Origin of the sequence: Pseudomonas gingeri, assembly GCF_013385425.1 — a bacterium.
GTDB lineage: Bacteria > Pseudomonadota > Gammaproteobacteria > Pseudomonadales > Pseudomonadaceae > Aquipseudomonas > Aquipseudomonas gingeri_D.
Map to the genome: position 1 here is coordinate 202,267 of NZ_JACAQA010000003.1, position 18,942 is coordinate 221,208.

Annotated in this window: 13 protein-coding genes and 2 pseudogenes; 7 read left to right on the forward strand and 8 right to left on the reverse strand. The window is 59.7% G+C overall.

What is annotated here, in order from left to right; genetic code table 11:
* The 3 genes from tssH to HX830_RS03580 are packed head-to-tail and all read left to right on the forward strand — an operon-like array spanning position 1 to position 5,144.
* Complete coding sequence (tssH, locus tag HX830_RS03570) at positions 1 to 2,547, forward strand: type VI secretion system ATPase TssH (RefSeq protein ID WP_152739315.1); 2,547 nt, start codon at positions 1 to 3, stop codon at positions 2,545 to 2,547.
* A gap of 35 nt (positions 2,548 to 2,582) precedes the next feature.
* Entirely contained in the window at positions 2,583 to 4,589 is a 2,007-nt protein-coding gene (tssI, locus tag HX830_RS03575) for a type VI secretion system Vgr family protein (protein WP_177098993.1), read from the forward strand.
* A gap of 9 nt (positions 4,590 to 4,598) precedes the next feature.
* A complete protein-coding gene (locus tag HX830_RS03580) occupies positions 4,599 to 5,144 on the forward strand; it encodes a toxin-antitoxin system YwqK family antitoxin (protein WP_152739027.1) in 546 nt (181 codons plus the stop codon).
* Here the strand turns inward: HX830_RS03580 and HX830_RS03585 are convergent, their stop codons facing one another.
* The 6 genes from HX830_RS03585 to HX830_RS03610 all read right to left on the reverse strand — a co-directional run bounded on the left by HX830_RS03585 (position 5,145) and on the right by HX830_RS03610 (position 11,667).
* Positions 5,145 to 5,540 carry a DUF4280 domain-containing protein gene (locus tag HX830_RS03585; protein ID WP_100943185.1) on the reverse strand — a complete coding sequence of 132 codons (396 nt, stop codon included), beginning with the start codon at positions 5,538 to 5,540 and terminating at the stop codon, positions 5,145 to 5,147.
* 102 nt (positions 5,541 to 5,642) lie between these two features.
* On the reverse strand, positions 5,643 to 5,999 hold the full coding sequence (locus HX830_RS03590) for a DUF1640 domain-containing protein (RefSeq protein WP_152739033.1): 357 nt from the start codon (positions 5,997 to 5,999) through the stop codon (positions 5,643 to 5,645).
* A gap of 293 nt (positions 6,000 to 6,292) precedes the next feature.
* On the reverse strand, positions 6,293 to 8,293 hold the full coding sequence (locus HX830_RS03595) for a peptidase U32 family protein (RefSeq protein WP_177098994.1): 2,001 nt from the start codon (positions 8,291 to 8,293) through the stop codon (positions 6,293 to 6,295).
* 122 nt (positions 8,294 to 8,415) lie between these two features.
* Positions 8,416 to 8,796 carry a RidA family protein gene (locus HX830_RS03600; RefSeq protein WP_103494116.1) on the reverse strand — a complete coding sequence of 127 codons (381 nt, stop codon included), beginning with the start codon at positions 8,794 to 8,796 and terminating at the stop codon, positions 8,416 to 8,418.
* A gap of 72 nt (positions 8,797 to 8,868) precedes the next feature.
* The gene (locus HX830_RS03605) at positions 8,869 to 9,924 is read right to left on the reverse strand and encodes a sulfotransferase family protein (protein WP_218171190.1); all 1,056 of its coding nucleotides are present in this window, start codon (positions 9,922 to 9,924) and stop codon (positions 8,869 to 8,871) included.
* Between the two features lie 66 nt (positions 9,925 to 9,990).
* Positions 9,991 to 11,667 (reverse strand): bifunctional sulfate adenylyltransferase/adenylylsulfate kinase, encoded by a 1,677-nt coding sequence (locus HX830_RS03610; RefSeq protein WP_152739041.1) that lies wholly within the window; start codon positions 11,665 to 11,667, stop codon positions 9,991 to 9,993.
* Between the two features lie 413 nt (positions 11,668 to 12,080).
* Between HX830_RS03610 and HX830_RS32020 the strand changes: the two are divergent.
* Positions 12,081 to 12,266 (forward strand): annotated as a pseudogene (locus tag HX830_RS32020) (class I fructose-bisphosphate aldolase); the annotation flags it as partial.
* 267 nt (positions 12,267 to 12,533) lie between these two features.
* Here HX830_RS32020 and HX830_RS32025 read toward each other — a convergent pair.
* Positions 12,534 to 14,099: a dienelactone hydrolase family protein gene (locus tag HX830_RS32025; protein WP_177098995.1), complete on the reverse strand. Its 1,566-nt coding sequence runs from the start codon at positions 14,097 to 14,099 to the stop codon at positions 12,534 to 12,536.
* A 1,142-nt stretch (positions 14,100 to 15,241) separates the two neighbouring features.
* Between HX830_RS32025 and HX830_RS32375 the strand changes: the two are divergent.
* From HX830_RS32375 to HX830_RS03630, 3 genes and pseudogenes are all read left to right on the forward strand, one after another.
* Positions 15,242 to 15,661: pseudogene (locus tag HX830_RS32375) on the forward strand (HAMP domain-containing protein); the annotation flags it as partial.
* Between the two features lie 102 nt (positions 15,662 to 15,763).
* Positions 15,764 to 16,519, forward strand: a complete 756-nt coding sequence (locus HX830_RS32380; protein WP_370868275.1) for a methyl-accepting chemotaxis protein — start codon at positions 15,764 to 15,766, stop codon at positions 16,517 to 16,519.
* A gap of 17 nt (positions 16,520 to 16,536) precedes the next feature.
* Positions 16,537 to 17,457, forward strand: a complete 921-nt coding sequence (locus tag HX830_RS03630) for a substrate-binding domain-containing protein (RefSeq protein ID WP_177098997.1) — start codon at positions 16,537 to 16,539, stop codon at positions 17,455 to 17,457.
* A gap of 30 nt (positions 17,458 to 17,487) precedes the next feature.
* On the opposite strand, the gene HX830_RS03635 is transcribed toward HX830_RS03630, so the two are convergent.
* Entirely contained in the window at positions 17,488 to 18,714 is a 1,227-nt protein-coding gene (locus HX830_RS03635) for an MFS transporter (protein ID WP_152739052.1), read from the reverse strand.
* Positions 18,715 to 18,942: the final 228 nt, after the last annotated feature.

Sequence of the window (18,942 nt, forward strand, 5' to 3'; positions counted from 1 at the left end):
ATGGAAATCGCCGTGCTGATCTCACGCTTGAACCATCAGTGCCGCGACGCCATGGAACGGGCCGCCCAGCGCAGTTGGCAGCGTAACCAGCACTTTGTCGAGATCGAACACCTGATGCTGGAATTGCTGGAGATCGAAGGCGGCGACCTGGCTTGCCTGTTGCCGGCGCTGGGGTTGGAGCGCGATCGCCTGGCGAGTGAAATCAATCTCGCCCTGGAGCTGTTCAAGACCGGTAATACCCGCACACCGACGCTGTCCAAACAACTGCTGGCGCTGATCGAGGACGCCGTGGTCCAGGCCAGCGTGTTCGGCACCACGGGGGTGCGTTCCGGGCTGCTGTTGCTGGCGCTGCTCGATCGCGACGAATATCGGGCCCTGCTGCAAGGCAGCATCCCGTCATTGCTCGGAATTGCCCGCGATCCGTTGCGCACCCAGTTCATGGCCTTGACCGAGCACTCCTGTGAAACCGGCCTGCCGGCCCGCCCCGGAAAAGCTTCGTCGCGAGCCGGCGGCGCTGACGCATCATTGCTCGAGCAGTACACCCAGGACCTCACGGAGGACGCCCGCCAGGGGCGCATCGACCCGATCATCGGCCGCGACGGGGAGATCCGCCAGTGCATCGACATCCTCCTGCGCCGTCGGCAGAACAACCCGATCCTGGTGGGGGCTCCCGGGGTCGGCAAGACCGCGGTGGTCGAGGGCCTGGCGCTGCGCATTGCCCAAGGGGATGTGCCGCCGCCCTTGCAGGCGGTCAGCCTGCGGGTACTGGACCTCGGGCTGCTGCAAGCCGGGGCGGGGGTCAAGGGTGAATTCGAACAGCGCCTCAAGGGGGTGATCGAAGGCGTGCGTAACGCCGCCGGCAAGATCATCCTGTTTATCGACGAGGCCCATACCCTGATCGGCGCCGGTGCCGCCGAAGGGCAGAACGACGCGGCCAATCTGCTCAAGCCGGCTTTGGCCCGTGGTGAACTGCGGACCCTGGCCGCCACCACCTGGCTTGAGTACAAGAAATATTTCGAGAAAGACCCGGCGCTGACCCGACGCTTCCAACTGGTCCAGGTCGAAGAGCCGGACGAGCAGACCGCCATACAAATGTTACGCGCCGTGGCCGGCAAGCTGGAGCAGCACCATGGCGTCGAAGTACTGGACGCGGCGATCCAGGATGCGGTGAAGCTCAGCCAGCGCTATATCTCCGGGCGGCAACTGCCGGACAAGGCCATCAGCGTGCTCGACACCGCCTGTGCCCGGGTGGCACTGGCCCAGCACGACGTGCCGCCTGCCCTGGAAAGCCTGCGGCATCGCCAGGCGGCGACCCATGACGAACTGCAACGCCTGCGCCGCGAACAGGCCATCGGGCATGATCATGATCTGCGTATCCGGCCGCTCGAACTTCAGGAGCAGGAAGACCGCCAGGCCATCGTCGAACTGGAAACCCGTTGGCACAAGGAACGCGAGGCCGTGACCGAGTTGCTCAGGGCCCGTCGCGAGATGCTCGCGCTCAACGAAAGCGTCGATCCGAACCGCGATGACGAGGAACTGGACAACCGTCTCGAACAACTGGCCAGCGAACTGGTGCGCCTGGAAAGTGGCCTGAACGCGATTCGCGAGGACGATCCGCTGGTACCGGAACAGGTCGACTCGAAAGTCGTCGCCGCGGTGATTGCCGCCTGGACCGGCATTCCACAAGGCAAGGTGCTCGCCGACGAAGCCTATGCCCTGCGCACCCTGGCCGAGCGCCTCGGCCAACGGGTAATGGGGCAGGGGGCTGCCCTCGGCGCCATCGCCCAACGGCTGCAAGCTTATCGCGCCGGGCTCACCGACCCGCAAAAACCGGTCGGGGTGTTCCTGCTGCTGGGACCCACCGGCGTGGGCAAGACCGAGACCGCCTATGCCCTGGCCGATGCGCTGTACGGTGGCGAGCGCAATCTGATCAGCATCAACCTTTCCGAATACCAGGAAGCCCATACCGTCAGCCAGCTCAAGGGCGCGCCGCCGGGCTACGTCGGTTATGGCAGCGGCGGCGTATTGACCGAGGCGGTACGGCGCAAGCCCTACAGCGTGGTCTTGCTGGACGAAATCGAAAAAGCCCATCCGGACGTGCTCGAAGCCTTCTATAACGTGTTTGACAAAGGCCTTATGGAGGATGGCAGCGGCCTGGTGGTCGACTTCAAGAACACCGTGATGCTGGCGACCAGCAATGTCGGGGCGGAACTGATCCTCGACAGCGCCGTTGAGCAACAAACCGCCGAAGCCTTCAACCAGCAGTTGCACACTGTGTTGTTGCAGGCGTTTCGCCCGGCCTTTCTGGCACGCATGACCGTGGTACCGTATCGCGCCCTGGATGAGGTGACCCTGGAAGGGATTGTCCTGGCCAAGCTGGAGAAACTGCGCGCGCGCTACCTGGCGGCCACCGGCAAGCGTTTCGACTACGACGATGGCATCGTCAAGGCCGTGCTGGCCCGTTGCAGTGCCGCTGGCGCGCGGGATGTGGAACATGTACTGATGGAACAGGTGGCAGGGCAGCTGGCGCAATGGGTGCTGGAATGAATACAGGTAGTCAAAGATGATCCTCAAGGAAAACCATGCCCCGTCCCACTGATACCAACACCTCGCTGTCGTTGAGCGGTGCGGTCATGGCGCCGTTGTTCCCCGAAACCCTGAGCGGCGAAGAGTCCCTGAACCAACTGGGCGAGTTCAGCGTCACCGGTTACAGCAGCGAGACAGTGGCCATGGCCAGCGCCGTGGCCACCCATGTGACCCTGACCCTGCATAACGACGCGCTGAAGCGTCCCGTGGATGGGCTTTGCGCGCAGATTCGCCAGCTACCGGCCGATGCCACCGCCGAGCGCTATAGCCTGCAACTGCGCCCGTGGCTCTGGTGGCTGACCCTGGCCAGCAACAACCGGGTGTACCAGAACCTGCCCACCAGCGATATCGTCACCAGTATCTTCAAGGCCCATGGCTTCAGCGACTACGAGTTGAAGCTTTCCGGCACCTACGAACCGCGCGAATACTGCATCCAGTACGGCGAGACCGATTTCGCCTTTGTCTGCAGGTTGCTGGAGGAGGAGGGGATCTTCTGGTTTTTCAGCCATGCCGAAGGGCGGCATACCCTGATATTGGCGGACAGCAACAGCGCCTTTGTCGCCTGCCCGAACGGTGCCAGCATCGCCTATCTTGGCCAGCAGATCGGCAATCGGGAGTTGCAGGGCATCCGCTCGGCGCAAATCAGCCAGCAAGCGGTATCCGGGGTCTACAGTGCCACCGACTATCAGTTCGTCACCCCCACCACTTCGTTGTACGGCCGCGCTGAAGCCGAGTCAGGACCTCTGTCGGTCTATGAACACCCCGGTGGCTACACCGCCAAGGCGCGGGGCGATGCCCTGGGCAAACAGCGCATGGACGCCCTGCGTACCCAGGCGCTGCGGCTGATCGGTGAAAGCGATTGCCGTTGGTTGCAGCCCGGCTACACCTTCGCCCTGACCGGGCACGACGACAGCAGCGCGAACATTGAATGGCTGTTGACCTCGGTCAGCCATGAGGCCAGTCACGAACACTATCGCAATCGCTTCGAGGCGGTTCCCAAGAGCGTCAACTATCGGCCCCTGCGCCTGACCCCGAAGCCGACCATGCATACCCAGACGGCCAGGGTGGTGGGCAAGGACGGCGAGGACATCTGGACCGACGAGTACGGGCGGATAAAGGTCCAGTTCACCTGGGACCGCGAGGGTGAAAAGAACGAGAACAGTTCGTGCTGGGTCCGCGTAGCCCAAGGCTGGACCGGCAAGGGCTTCGGCATGCAGTTCATTCCACGCATCGGCCAGGAAGTGGTGGTGACCTTTATCGACGGCGACCCGGACCGCCCTCTGGTCACCGCCTGTATCTACAACGGCGAAAACACGCTGCCCTATGCCTTGCCGGCCAACCAGACCCAGTCCGGGATCAAGACCCAGTCTTCCAAGGGCGGCGAGGGCTTCAACGAACTGCGTTTCGAGGACAAGAAAGACGCGGAGGAGGTCTTTCTCCAGGCGCAGAAGGACCTCAAGTTCAATGTACTCAACGACACCACCGCCACCGTCGGCCACGACGAAACCCTCACGGTGCAGAATGCCCGTACGCGCACGGTCAAGGAAGGCGATGAAACCGTCACCCTGGAAAAGGGCAAGCGTACGGTGACCCTGCAGACCGGCAGCGACACCCTGGACGTCAAGGGCGATCGTACACTCAAGGTCGGCGGCGACCAGACCCACACCACCAGTGGCAACTACAGCCACACGGTGAGCGGCAATTACCAACTGACCGTGGACGGCAACCTCACCATCAAGGTGACCGGTACCCTGACCCTGCAAAGTGGCGGCGATTTCACGGCGAAGAGCGACGCCAATCTCAGCGCCAAGGCCGGTATGGCCCTGAGCAACCAGGCTGGTACGGCCTTGAGCAACAAAGCCGGGACCTCACTGGAAAACAAGGCCGGTACCACGCTGACCAACGACGCCGGCGTCAGCCTGATGAACAAGGGCGGTGCCGAGCAGACCGTGGACGGCGGTGCGATGCTGACCATCAAGGGCGGCCTGGTCAAGGTCAACTGAGGAGGGGATATGGACAAACCAGCCAAGGTTGAAGTCGTCAGCGGCGACAGTACTCTCAACGCCACCCTGATCGGTGGCCAGTTGGAAGGCCCGGCCCGGGTGAGCGAAAGTGGTCGCCCGCAGGCAGTGCTCAGTTATAGCCAGGGCACGCTGGAGGGGCCGATGGTGATTTATCACCCCAACGGCCAGCCTTCGGCACGGCTGAATTTCCGCAAGGATAAACTCGACGGCCAGGCGGTGTTCCACAACCCGCAAGGCGCCTTGATCCGCGAGGCGCAATACCGCGCCGGCTTGCTGCACGGGCAGGTGCTCAGTTACTTCGAAGACGGCACGCTGGCGTCTCGCGAACACTATCAGCAGGGGCAATTGCAGGGGCTTTACCAGCGATTCCATGGCAATGGCCAGCTGGCGGCGCGGATTGAATACGACAAAGGTCAACCGCAGGACGGCGCACAATCCTATGCCGCGGATGGACGGCCACTCGATGAATCGGGAAAACCCATGGCGCGTTGGAAAGCCTGGTGGTTGAAATGGCGGCAGCCGCCCGATGCCTGATCAGGGAATCAGCATCTGCACCTGGCCCGGGAAGAGGATCTTGATCACCCCGGCCCAGTTGCACATCAGCGTGCTGTTGGCATCCAGCGCGGGCATCGGCCCCAGCAGCATGGTCGGCGCACCACCGGGTATCCAGGGCGCGACGGTCACGGGAATACAGGGCATGGGCACCAGCACCCCGAGTGCCGCCGCCGTTGCGGCCACCACCATGGGGTTGGCCAGGCTCTGGCACATGCCGAAGGGCATGATGTTGACCAGGGGAATATGGTCCATGAGATTCGCTGCAGGCATACCAGACACCAGGGTGCGGTTCTGCGGCAGTACGTTGAGCACGCCGGGCGCCAGGCCGAAGGTGCATTGCAGGGTAGCGCCGGAACAGACTTGGGGACAGCCCATGTAAAACCCCCTATGACGGCTGCCGAGTATAGGTTCGTGGGGCTGTGCGCAACAAGCGCACAGCCCCGAAAAATCGCGGACAACCGAAATCGAAAGAGGGGGTCAAGCTGACCGGGCCAGTAGCTCAAATCCCATTTTCAGGATCGGTACCGCGACACAGATGAAGATCAGGCCAAACTGCCAGCGCAGGATTTTGTTCTGCGACTCCAATCCCGAAATGGAGGCGCGCAGTTCAGCGCCTTGTTCCTTGATCAGTGCGCGCAGTTCGACACCTTGCTCCCTGATGGCGGAACCCAGCTCCGAGATGGATGCTTTCAGGTGCGTCTCGGTTTGTTGCAAGTCAGATTTTGACGCGAGATTTTCCACATCGGCCTCCCAGGCATTTACAACTGCCTTGGCCTTGTTCGCCGGAATGGTGGCAGCTGTCAGTGCATCGTATAAGGTGAGCGATAGTTTCATCATGCCTCCTGCAATTGACCCGCGACCTGGAGGCATCCTCTGACGGCGGCCGCAAGGGGTTGTAGCCGTCAACGTAGCCTTCCTGGCCGAGTGCTGTGAACAACAGCGATCCAGCCCGTATGCTCGACTAAACCTGTTGGGAGAGATAGTCGGACTTTTCCTGGGGTTGCGTAGGCTTGGGCATCGCGTGGGAGCGTATTCAGGAGCGACCCCGGGCCGATGTCTTGCCACATGACTCAAACGTCTGAAAACGGGGAGTTTGCTCCCCGTTCTTGTGTCAAACAGTCATGGCCTCAGTGCGGCGCCCGATGAATCGTCTTGAGCAGATCTTCAGGACTGATATGCCCAACGACTTGCTGCACGCCGCTGCCTGGTAGCGGCAGGTCAAGGATATGCCCCTTGATCTTGCCGACCACATGCATCTCGCAAGGCTTGCAGTCGAACTTCAGCGTCAGCACCTCGTCACCGTGGATCAGCTGCATCGGCGCGACCTTGGTGCGCACGCCCGTCACACCCTTGGCCTGCTTGGGGCAGAGGTTGAAGGAGAAGCGCAGGCAGTGCTTGGTGATCATCACCGGCACTTCACCGGTCTCCTCGTGCGCCTCGAAAGCCGCGTCGATCAGCTTGACGCCGTGACGGTGATAGAAGTCGCGGGCCTTCTGGTTGTAGACGTTGGCCAGGAACGACAGATGCGACTCAGGGTACACCGGTGGCGGCGTGGTCTCGGCCTTGCGGCTGCCCCGTGGGTGCGCGGCAATACGGGCCACGGTCAGCGCTTCGATCACTTCACGGCGCAAGGTCTTGAGCTGCGAATTAGGAATGAAATACGCCTGTGGCGCATCCAGCTTGATATCCGTGGCGTGGTACTGGGTGGTGCCCAGTTGACCGAGCAGGTCCTGCAGTTGTTCCAGGGCCTGTTCCGGTTTGTTGGCCAGACCGAACGGACCGTCCAGGGCAACGCTGGCGCTGACGCCTTCTTCGCTGGTGGCGGTCAGTTCCAGGCGTTCTTCGCGCAGACGAGCCTCCCACGAAAGGCCGATCCGGCGTTCAGCGGAGGTCTTGAGCAGGGCTTGCTGCCAGTTGTGGTCCAGGTTACGGCTCAGCGGATGGTTCGGCCGCAGGTTGTGCAGCCCGGCCGGCATCTCGTTGGGTTCGACGCGATAGCGATAGCGCTTCTCGCCATCTTCTTCGAATTCGCCCTTGGGTTCGGCGATGTTGGCGCGGAAGCCCACTACCTCGCGCTTGACCTGCACATTGAGGCCGTCGCCGTTGGACAGCGGCTCATGGGTCACCACCTGCATATCGCGCTTGCCGACTTTCTCCACCACGCCCACCGGCAGGCCGGTGAAGGTTGGGGTGTCGAAGGCGCCAATGTCGATCTTGCGATCACTGACAAAGTAGTCGGTGCTGCCACGATGGAAGGTTTTCTCCGGATCGGGCAAGAAGAAATGCGCGGTACGACCACTGGAAGCACGGGCCAGGTCCGGGCGGTCTTCGAGGACGTCGTCCAGGCGCTGGCGGTAGTAGGCGGTGATGTTTTTCACATAGCCCATGTCCTTGTAGCGCCCCTCGATCTTGAACGAGCGCACGCCGGCTTCAACCAGGGCGCGAATGTTGGCGCTCTGGTTGTTGTCCTTCATCGACAGCAGGTGTTTCTCAAAGGCAACCACACGACCCTGGTCATCTTTCAGGGTGTAGGGCAGGCGACAGGCCTGGGAGCAATCGCCACGGTTGGCGCTACGGCCATTCTGCGCGTGGGAGATATTGCATTGACCGGAGAACGCCACGCACAACGCGCCGTGAATGAAGAACTCGACTGCGGCATCGGTCTCGTCGGCGATGGCGCGGATCTCTTGCAGGTTCAGCTCGCGGGCCAGTACCAGCTGCGAGAAGCCGGCCTGGTCGAGGAACTTCGCCCGTGCCAGGGTGCGGATATCGGTCTGGGTACTGGCATGCAGCTCGATGGGCGGAATATCCAGCTCCATCACGCCCAGGTCCTGGACGATCAAGGCGTCGACGCCGGCATCGTAGAGCTGATGGATCAGCTTGCGGGCCGGTTCCAGCTCGTTGTCGTGCAGGATCGTGTTGATCGTGGTGAACACCCGGGCGTGGTAACGACGGGCGAACTCCACCAATCCGGCGATATCGCTCACTTCGTTGCAGGCGTTGTGGCGCGCGCCGAAGCTCGGGCCGCCGATATACACGGCATCAGCGCCATGCAGGATGGCCTCGCGGGCGATGGCTACGTCGCGGGCGGGGCTGAGCAATTCCAGGTGATGCTTGGGTAGGGACATGTTTTTTTAGTCAGGCTTCACGGTCAAGGCGTGCATTGTAGCGGCGAAACGCCTGACCGACACCCGAATGCTGCCAGTCGGCGACCACTCGCTGAGCGCGGCCGCCGGATAAAGCCGCGAACTCAGCCCTTGGCGGCCATCGCGGTGACTTCCACCCGCATGCCTTCGACCGCCAGGGCCGCCACGCCAACGGCTGCGCGCACCGGCCAGGGCTTGGCGAAGAAGCGTTTATAGACTTCGTTGAAGGCGGGGCGATCGGCGATGTCGGTGAGGTAGATGGTCAGGTGCAGAACCCGGTCCATGGAACTGCCGGCTTTTTCCAGTGCCACTTTGAGCGCCTGTAGCGTGCACTCGCTCTGCAGGGTGATGTCGCCCAGTTCCAGGCTGCCGTCGGCACGGGTAGGGATCTGGGTGGAGACCAGCAGGCCGCCGAAACCGGCAACATCGGAGGAGATGGAATCCGCGTCGGGGTCGGGAAGGAAGGTAATGTCTTGGTTCGCCATGAAATTCTCTTGCTTGAGGTGGGATAGGCGGATTATGCCGATTTGCCCGGCTACTCCGCCATCCGCCTGGCGTTATCGACTTCGCTCAAGCCGACTGCGCACCGAGGCCAGGTAGTCCACGCGGTATTGGCGCAAAATGTAGTCTTGGAAATTCTTCTGTTCCAAGTCTTGCCAGGCAAATTTGCGGGCGTCACCCGAGCGCTCGGCGGCGTCCACCAACATGTGCGTGTCAAAGGCGAAATTGGCCTCGGTCATGGGCTCATAGCCATATCGCAACATGAACTCCTTGGCCAGGGTCTCGATAACTTCGATCTCCTGGGTGCTCAGTTGCCCTTTGAATTTATCAATATTCGTGGTGATCGGCGAAGAGCTGTTGGATGACCAAAGCGCCGACATTTTCGAAATCTGCCTTGCTTCCCGGGATTCGGAGATATCGAGCATTTTGTCGAGAAATTCAATGCCGAAAAAATGGCAGATCTGCTTGAGTGTCGATTCTTCATCGAGCAGGAAATCTTCATAGCGTATGGTCAATACGCGCCCGGGGTAACGCTCGATCAAGGATTGCGCCGCTCGATGCGCCGCCACCCAGGTTTGTGCATTGATCAAGGTGTCGAAGTCATGAATGATCGCGCGATTCATTGAAGCGACCTGCGCACGGGGGTCACGGACAACATTGAGCAGCAGCATATTGGGGAAAAGCTGCATGAGTTCATGGGCGTAGTGCACATCGTCGAGCGACTTGTCCATCGCCACATGGGCGTGCTGCTGCTCCGCCGCGCATAACAGCAACTCCCAGGTAATCCGATGCACGCTTCGCGGCTCGTGGCGAACCCGCTCGAAAATATCGATCGGATCGAAAGCGCTGCCGGGCCATTTGACGATGCTGGCGGCCTGCAGACCGACAACATCGACCACCATGCGAAAGTAGGCGTTGTCATCGGCGATATCACCGTACAGGGGAACAATCGGCATATAGTCAGCGATGTGCAACGGATAAGGTGAAAAGAACTGCGGATTGAGATTGAGGCGTAGGCGCAGAGCATGACTACCGCAGCGACGCAACGGGATCATCAAGATGGGCCGTGGGCGCGCATTGCCAGTGGACACGGGTTTGTCGGTCACGTTCACGTCGTTCTCCTTGGAAACACAGCGGGCTCAGGCTACTTGGATGGGTGTATACAAGGCTGTTGTGGTTCAGGGCTCATGAAGGAGAGAGGAGGGGAGATAGTCCAGCTCGACCAGGGTGGCAATGATCAACTCCACCGCCTGGGCCGCACTCAGGGAGGCGGTGTCAATTCGCAAGTCGGGATAGAGCGGTGCTTCATAGGGGGCATCAATACCCGTCATCCCCGGTAGCTTCCCGGCCCTGGCTTTGGCATACAAACCCTTTCGGTCACGTCTTTCACAAACTTCCAGATCCGCCGCTATATATATTTCGAAAAAAGCCGTCTTGTGGGTGCCGGCCAACTCTCGACAGACCTGGCGCGTACTCGCGTAGGGCGCAATACACGCGCAGATTGCGATCCCGCCGGCCCTGGCGATCTCGATAGCCACAAAACCAATACGCTCTACATTGGCCTCGCGGTCCTCTTTTGAAAAACCGAGCCCCTTGCAGAGGCTATGTCGGACCACATCGCCATCCAGCAAACTCACGGTTCGTCTCCCATCCTCCCGCAGTCGTACGGCGATGCCATTGGCAATCGTTGACTTGCCGGCGCCAGACAGCCCGGTAAAAAAGAGCACAAAGCCTTGCTGTTGTTTCGGACGATATGAACGACGCAGTTCTGCGACGATATCGGGTGTACTGAACCATTCGGGAATTTCCGCGCCGCTGGCCAGCTTTTCCCTGACGGCGGTTCCCGACAGGCTCAGCACGGCGGCACCTGGTGGCACCTCTGAGGCCGGCGCGTAACGTCGCTCCTCCTTGATATACAACATTTCCTCGAAGGCCAGGATCTGCAGGCCGATTTCCTGCGCATGTGCCAACGCCATTTCCTGGGCGGCATAGGGCGAGTAGAACGCGTTGCCGTGCTTATCGTTGCCGGGACCGGCGTGATCACGGCCAACGATAAAGTGCGTGGCACCAAAGTTCTTGCGAATCAGGGCGTGCCAAACGGCCTCACGGGGGCCGCCCATACGCATGGCCAACGGCAGCAATGACAGCAGGACGGCATCGGCGGGGTAAGACTTCAGGGCGTGTTTGTAGCACCTGACACGGGTGTAATAATCGATATCATCCGGTTTGGTCAGCCCCACGACGGGCTGTAGCAACAAGGCCGCATTGGCCTGTTTCATGGCGCGAAGGGTCAGTTCGACATGGGCACAATGCATCGGATTACGTGTTTGAAAGGCAACGACCGCGTCCCAGCCACGACGGGCTATTTCGCGTTTGACTTGCGCGGGCGACAAGCGCAAATCAGAAAAATCATAGTGCGTCACCGAGTCGACTTTTTTGATGATCCCGCCGACATTGAAAGCATGCTGCCGATACAAGGCTGCCACACCGGGATGGCCCTTGTCCTGGGTGCCAAAAACCCGCAACGCCTCGATGTGATGGTCCGGTTGGTAGATTGACTCAATGGCCAGTACGGCTAATGTGAGGCCTTCCGGATCACGTAGCGCCAACTCGCCCCCGGGTACCAGCTGATCAGCCAATGTCTGCGGGATATCCAGGGTGATCGGCATTGGCCAAAGGGCACCCGAGCTCAGTCTCATGTGGTGGACGACGCTGAGATAATCCTCTAAACCGAGAAAACCCGTCAGTGGCGAAAAAGCCTCGTTAGCCAGAAGCTCCAGGTCACAGAGTTGTCTCGCGGAGAGCACCCAGAAAGGCAGGGAGGACAGGTTATGCTTTTCTTTGTAGTTCTCCACGAGAAGGTGCCCCTCTTTATTCGAATCGACCCAGTTTAGAACGCACCAAAATCATGGTGCGCGCAGAATAAAATCAAAGAGTTGAATGCGAATTAACGACGCTTTTGAGGGTGAGCAAGCTCGATTGCTCAGCGTCCTTGCGCATGCTTTCATTTCCTTATATGGATATAGCTTTATGTAAGCCGAAGTAGAGCGTGATATCAAATGGCTGTCAATGCATGGGCATAGAACAAAACGGACTTGATGTTTTTTATCCTGAGTATTAACGGGTGTCCAGGGCTGGGGCAGCTCTTTGGTGAATCTGGCGCTTCGGCCATCTTCTACACTGTGGCCAGCCGCCGGAAATCCTCTATTAACAAGGCGTCTCATTCAGTGACGCCCTGGGCGCCGCGGGTGTTATTCCAGGCATCAAAGTGGACATGGGGGCAACGGATCTGGCCGCTCATCCAGGAGAAAAAATCACCGAGGGCCTGGACGGGCTGCGCAACCGGCTCAAGGAATACTTGCAAATGGGCGCCCGGTTTGCCAAGTGGCGTGCGGTCATCACCGTGGGGAGCGGCATTCCCAGCAGCGGTTGCATCGAGGCCAACGCCCAGGCGCTGGCCCGTTATGCCGCGTTGTGCCAGGAGGAGGGGCTGGTGCCCATCGTCGAGCCGGCTTTGGAGATCTGGCGCGGTGAGGAGGCGAATGTGGTGGCCGCTCAACAGGCGCTGTTACACAGACTCAGATGTAACCACACTGAGCATTCTCACCTACGATGCCCACCACCCCGAGGTGGCGATCATCGCACGATGGAACGCGTTATCAGAGCAGGTTGGAAACGACTAAATCACACAACGATCATCGGAACTGGCGCCTTTTTTCAGTTACCTTTTCGACCATACGACCTCATCGTCGACCGCATAAGGTCGACAGTCTCGATGGGCTTTTGCACATTCATCCAAAGCAGTTTGCAGTGGTTCGTGACCGCCGGCCGATGCAGACCAGCCGCCATCGGGGGCGATGGTAAAAGCGCGTGGCTTTTTAAGTGCCAGAAACTTTCGATACCCGTCTCGGGCCGTTGTGCTGAGATAGGGAATAGCCGTCGTATCCTCTAGCGTCGCAAAATGCGTGGGGGGTGGAGTTTGTGCGGGTTTAACCCAAACTACGTCATTGTCCACGGCGTAGGGCCGGCAGTTTTTTCCCACTTTTTTACATTCGGCCAATCCCCTGCCAAGCGGATCAAAACCACCTTGCATTGAAGCAGCAGTGCCATCGCCAGCAATCAGAAAGGCGCGTGGAAGCTGTTTTGTTAGAAACTGTTGATAGGTTTGCCGGCCCTGATCGTTGATATACGGTACGGCATTCGCATCATTGAGTGCCGCGAAATGTGTTGGTGGTGGAACCTGTGTCGGTAATCGCTTCACCCAGACCACTTCATTATCCACCGCGTAGGGGTAGCACGTGGCGCCTTTATTTTTACAGGCGCGAAGCCCGGCACCGAGCGGATCGAACCCACCATGCATGGAAGCGACGCCACCATTTTCGCCGATAAGGAAAGCGCGCGGCATGGATTGGGTCAAGAACTCTCGGTATTTCTGTCGATCCAGGTCGTTCGTAAGCGGCACGGCGCCAATATCCTCGATGGCGGCATACCGGGTTGGCGGCGGCGCAGGTACTGGCAGGTACTCGGGGTGGAGCGGTTGGTGAGGCAGCCCCAATTTGGCCAGGAAGGCGTCTACTTTAGCCCCCCAAATCGCCAGGCCTTCCGGAAAACCCAACAGGTTATGCGAGTCGTCCATGAAGTCGCCATACGCCACTAGTTCGGCCGCACCACCCGCTGCGGTATACCGCTCATAGACGGTGCGCCAGGTCGGCTCAGAAAACACTTTGTCATTGCTGCCATAAAACCAGATGGACGGAATGCTGGTATGTGCGCCGTTGTAGGCAGCGGCAACGGCCATACTTTGCTCCGAGGTGGCACAATCAGACTCTTTGAGCCCACCTGCAAAGTTAATCAGGCCTTTGACGTTAGGGATGTTGAGCGTGCCGAGTGCCAATGTGTTAAAGCCGCCAAAACTTTGGCCTGCGACAACAATGCGCCGACCATCGATGTAGGACTGTGCGGTCATATACTGGATGACTGCGCGGATGTCTTGGGCATTGCTGAGACCGGTCGCTATAAAGTCGCAACCATGGTGCTCTGGTTGTCCGCCCGATCCGGCAAAGCCACGCATCATGGGCAGCGCCACGGCATAACCGCGCGACAGAAAATAATAGGCGGAAAAAGTCAGGTGATAACGGGGATTATCCTTCGGCTTTTTTTTGCCGTCGGAGCCGTGATTCATCACCACCAAGGGAAACGGGCCTGGGCCATTGGGCGTCAATATTGTCAGTTGCAGGGCAACAGGACGCTCGCTATCACCGGGAATATTGAGCACACGCTCATTCATGGAGGCCTCTGGCATCTTGCTGGCGTCAGGCTCTTCATTCGCGGCGTAGGCAGGATTAGTCCCTTGTAAAATGACATAAAACAAGAGGGCTATTATTTTTTTATATCGTGCTGGCATATAAGGTGCTCACTGCATCGTCCTGAGCGAAAGAGCCTCAGCACTTCTCAAGGGCTGTCTGTGAATGATGGCCAGCGATATTACCATTCCTCAAAGTGAACGTACCGCTCGTCAAGCGGCATATTGCCATTATTGGCCGGGGTGGTCGAGAAGCTGCCAAAGTACCAACGTGAGTGAGGTCGTCGGAGAGGCCAACAGGCTGAGCCTAAAGTTGGCCATTGACACGCCGATAACCGTTCAGGCCACCAAGAAACCGCCAAGATTGGTGCTCTGTGCAACGTATGCTTGAGTCCGTATAAAAATAAAAGAGGATAGCCATGACCATTCTTCAGCGAGTGATTGGCGGATTTGCCGTGTTGTTGGTGGTGTTGCTCACCATGGTCGGCATCAGCTATCAAAGCACCCACTCGATCAGCGAGCGCTTGACGATCATCACCGGCCAATCTGCGCCGTTGAGCCGGGCGGCCAGCGAGCTTTACGTTCATATTCTCAGGGCCAATCAGGCACTGTTGGCGGTTCTTATCAGCAACGACCCCAAGCAGATCGACGACGGCAAGCAGCCGTTCAACGACAGCCTGGTGCGCTTTACCCAATTGCTCGAGAGTATTCCGACCTATATCGGCGATCACCCGCAGTTACGCGACAACCTGACTCAACAACGCCAACTCAGTGCGGCTTATGTCGAACAGGCCCAGAGCCTGATGGAGACCCATCGCCAGTATGTGGCGCAAGTTGCCCTGACCCACGAGTTGCAAGGTTACAGCGGCAGCCAGGGAGTCCAACTGACCAGCTATCTGCGCGATTATATCGCCCGTGAGCGCAGTGCCGGTGCAGATGAACACCTGGCCGCAGCGGAGAAGTTGCTGCTGGAAGTCAATAAGTCCTACGACAGTCTGGCCGCCCACGCCGCCAAGCCGGATATCGTGACCTTGCAGCGCCTGCTTAACCTGCAGAACGAAGTGATTAACTCGCGGGTCCAGGCATTTTTGGCGGTTGACCCCAGGGTAGGGCGCATCGTCGCGGTCATGGTCAACCGCTTGCTCAACGACCTGACCGGCAGTGATGGGCTGTATCGTGCCTTTCAGCAGGAAGCCAGCCTGGCCGACCACGTTCGTGAACAACGCCAGACGACGGAAACCCGCCTGCAGGCCACGCTGGACAAGATCGGTGAATTCGGTAGCCAGTCTCTTGACGTGGCCAGCGCGGCGAAGAGCGATGCCGACGCCACCATCAGCAACAGCCTCAGCCTGCTGTTGATCGTCTGTGTGCTGGCGGTGTTGGCCGCCTTGGTGATCGGGACGTGGGTGGCCTTCAGCCTGCGTCGGCCGCTGGCGGCCTTTCGCGAGGTGCTGAAGCAGCTTACCTGGGGTGACATGCGGGTGCGCTTCGATGTCAGTCGCAAAGATGAATTCGGTGAACTCGGCGGCTACCTCAACGAACTGACTCAGTCCTTGCAGACTACCTTCCGTGAGCTGATCGGCTCCGCCGATACCCTGGCCCAGTCCGCGAGCGATAACGCGGTGGTCAGCGAGCAGACCACACGGGTAGTGGATGAACAGAAAGATCGCCTGCATTCCGCTGCTTCGGCGATGACCGAGATGGAGAGTACCGTCGAAGAAGTCGCGCGGCGGGCGCAGGACACCCGTAGCGCGGTGGACGACACCAGCGAGCTGACCCACAAGGTGCAACAGCGAGTAGCCGAGACCATCGTCAATATCCGCCAGCAGGCCGAGCAGGTGAACAAGGCCTCGGCGGTCACCGACGAACTGCAGAAATATGGCCAGAACATCGACAGTATCGTCGATGCGATTCGCACCATTGCCGAACAGACCAACCTGTTGGCGCTCAACGCCGCCATTGAAGCGGCCCGTGCCGGCGAGCAAGGCAGGGGCTTTGCGGTGGTGGCTGACGAAGTGCGTTCACTGGCCAGCCGCACCCAGGCGTCGACCAGCGAAATCCAGGAAATGATCGGCCAGATGCAGGGCAAGATTCATTCCGCCGTGCAAGTGATGAACGAAAGCCAGGTGCAATCCAACAACTGCGTGACCTTGGCCTCTGGCGCCGATGAGCTGCTGGTGGCGATGGGGGAAGCGGTGGGCACCATCCGTGACATGAACATCCAGATCGCTGCCGCCACCGAGGAACAGAGTGCCACGGTGCAGGAAACCAGCCGCATGGTCACCCAGATCAACGACTCCGCCCAACAGGCCGCCGAGGGCGCCGAGCGTACGGCCAGCAGCAGCCAGGGCCTGTCGGACATGGCCAAGGTGCAGCGTGAGCTGCTCCATCATTTCAGCGTATGACGCCGGGGAGACCGAACATGAAACAGTGGTTGACGCTTGCCTTGGGTATCAGTTGCCTTACTGCCGGTTTGGCCCAGGCCGCTACGCCGCTGTTGGGCGTGGCCATGGCCAAATACGACGACAACTTCCAGACCATCCTGCGCAATGGCGTGCAGAAGCATGCCGCCGTGCTGGATACCGATATCTTCATGGAAGATGGTCATGATAGCGCCGAGTTGCAGATGCGCCAGTTTCGTAACCTGGTCAATTCCAAGGTAGACGCCATCGTGGTCGCGATGGTCAATGCCAAGAGCGCCCCTGAAATGCTGCGTTTGGCCACTGCGGCGAAAATCCCGCTGGTGTTCGTCAACCGCAACCCCGGTCCCGATAAATGGCCGGCGCAGACGGCATTCGTCGGATCCGATGAGCTGGAGTCGGGCACGCTGCAAATGGAAGAGCTGGCCCGCCGCGCCAACTACAAGGGCAATGTGGTGATCCTGGTGGGGGACCCCAACAACAAGTCCTCGTTGATGCGCACCGAAGATGTGGAAAAGGTCGTCGCCAAATACCCGAACATGAAAGTGGTACAGAAGAAGGTCGGTAACTGGGAGCGTAGCCAGGCGGCTGCCATTGTTATCGATTGGGTCAAGGCGGGCGTGGACTTCTCGATCATCGCGGCCAATAACGATGAGATGGCTATTGGCGCGATCATGGGGCTGGAAAAGGCCGGTAATAATGCCAAGGACTATTGGGTCGGTGGCATTGATGGCACGCCTGACGGTTTGAAGCTGATGGCCGATGGCAAGATGGCCGTGAGTGTGTTCCAGGACGCCATCGGCCAGGCGAATGGCGCGGTGGAGGTTGCATTGCGCCTGGCCAGGGGAGAGAGCCTGGATTCACCGCTGATCTGGGTGCCGTTCAAGCTGATCACTCCGGAGAATCGGCAGGAGTTTGAATGAACCAGGTGCACACTTGACCAGCCTTCTTGGTTAGCTGGGTTGGGCCGCCAGGCTATTACTGACGTTACTCCCCAGCACAAGCACAGTAACAAAACCGCAGCCCACCAGGGCCGTCGCCAGGCTCAACAGCACCGAGCTGCCCAGTTGGTCGACGATCTGCCCGCCAAAGAATGAGCCCAGGGCAATAATCACCTGGAACAAGGCGACGAAGAGCGGCATGCCGCGCTCCACATCCTTGGGCGCTACGACAAACATCCAGATGCTGGCGCAGGCCGGAAAGGCGCCGAAGGCGAAGCCCCAGAGCGCTATGAGCATCGCTGCGCCGGTCATGCCCGTGGCGAAATAGGGAAACAGGGCAGTGCTGGTGCCGATCATCAGGGCGACCAGCAACAGGGTGTGACGGACGCTGCGGTTGGCGGCGAAACCGGCGAAAATATTACCCATTACCCCGGCCACGCCATAGAGCAGCAGCAATGAGCCAATAGTCGGCCCGTCGAAGCCGGAACTGTGTTTGAAGAAGGGGGCGACATAGGTGTAAGCGGCAAAGTGCGCCAGGCCAATCAGCAGTACAGCGATCAAGCCAACCCGAGATTGTGGATTGATGAACAAGGCCGGCAGGTCGCTGATGCGAATGGCCTTTTCCGGGGCGAGCCGCGGTAGCAGGAATATCTGCGCCAGTAGCACCGGTACGCCCAACAGCGCGGTGACCAGGAAGGTCATGCGCCAGCCCATCAGGCCACTCAGCCAGGTGCCTACGGGCACACCCAGTACGGTGGCCAATGTCACACCCACCATGATGATCGAGGTGGCCTGGGCTACGCCGACTCCCTTGGGGGCCAGGCGGCCGCTGAGGGCAATGGCAGTGGCCCAGAAACCGCCGATACTGATGCCCAGGAGTACGCGGCCGAACAGCAGCAGACTGAAGTCGCTGGCGTAGGCCACGACCGAGTTGGCGATGATCATTATCAGCGTCAGGCCGATCAGCAGATAGCGACGGTCCATGGCGCCAATGCCGACAGACAGCAATGGCGCGGCGAGGGCGGCCATGATGCCGGGCAAGGTAACCATCAGCCCGGCGTGGCCGGCACTGATACCCAGGTCACTGGCGACGTCGTTGAGTACGCCCACCGGGAGAAACTCACTGGTCACCAAGGCGAAGGCACCCACGGCGACCGAGAGAATCGCCAGCCATTGCTGCTTGACGCTCTGTTGATTATGTTCGGGAAGACCTCGAGGGGCCTGGCTTGCGCTTGGCATGGTGTTGGGTTCCGGGGGTATTCGCCTGAAGCCAGGCGGAAGGGAGAAATTGGAGGCGATTATATGAATCGGTTCTGGCAACCCAATAGGCGGGGGCTTCGATAGTAATCATCAGTGTAATCGATGAGAGGCTCCAAGCAGAGCGTCCGCGGGTTCGATTTGAGGAGGCGACAGAAATTTAAGGCGTAATGTCTGAAGCTGACACCAGGTGGGACCTTATGAATATAT

What these genes read in the sequence shown, in the direction of transcription:
- tssH (WP_152739315.1), top strand. Translation starts at nt 1, where the DNA reads ATGGAAATCGCCGTGCTGATCTCACGCTTGAACCATCAGTGCCGCGAC.
- tssI (WP_177098993.1), top strand. Translation starts at nt 2,583, where the DNA reads ATGCCCCGTCCCACTGATACCAACACCTCGCTGTCGTTGAGCGGTGCG.
- HX830_RS03580 (WP_152739027.1), top strand. Translation starts at nt 4,599, where the DNA reads ATGGACAAACCAGCCAAGGTTGAAGTCGTCAGCGGCGACAGTACTCTC.
- HX830_RS03585 (WP_100943185.1), bottom strand. Translation starts at nt 5,540, where the DNA reads ATGGGCTGTCCCCAAGTCTGTTCCGGCGCTACCCTGCAATGCACCTTC.
- HX830_RS03590 (WP_152739033.1), bottom strand. Translation starts at nt 5,999, where the DNA reads ATGAAACTATCGCTCACCTTATACGATGCACTGACAGCTGCCACCATT.
- HX830_RS03595 (WP_177098994.1), bottom strand. Translation starts at nt 8,293, where the DNA reads ATGTCCCTACCCAAGCATCACCTGGAATTGCTCAGCCCCGCCCGCGAC.
- HX830_RS03600 (WP_103494116.1), bottom strand. Translation starts at nt 8,796, where the DNA reads ATGGCGAACCAAGACATTACCTTCCTTCCCGACCCCGACGCGGATTCC.
- HX830_RS32025 (WP_177098995.1), bottom strand. Translation starts at nt 14,099, where the DNA reads ATGAATGAGCGTGTGCTCAATATTCCCGGTGATAGCGAGCGTCCTGTT.
- HX830_RS03630 (WP_177098997.1), top strand. Translation starts at nt 16,537, where the DNA reads ATGAAACAGTGGTTGACGCTTGCCTTGGGTATCAGTTGCCTTACTGCC.
- HX830_RS03635 (WP_152739052.1), bottom strand. Translation starts at nt 18,714, where the DNA reads ATGCCAAGCGCAAGCCAGGCCCCTCGAGGTCTTCCCGAACATAATCAA.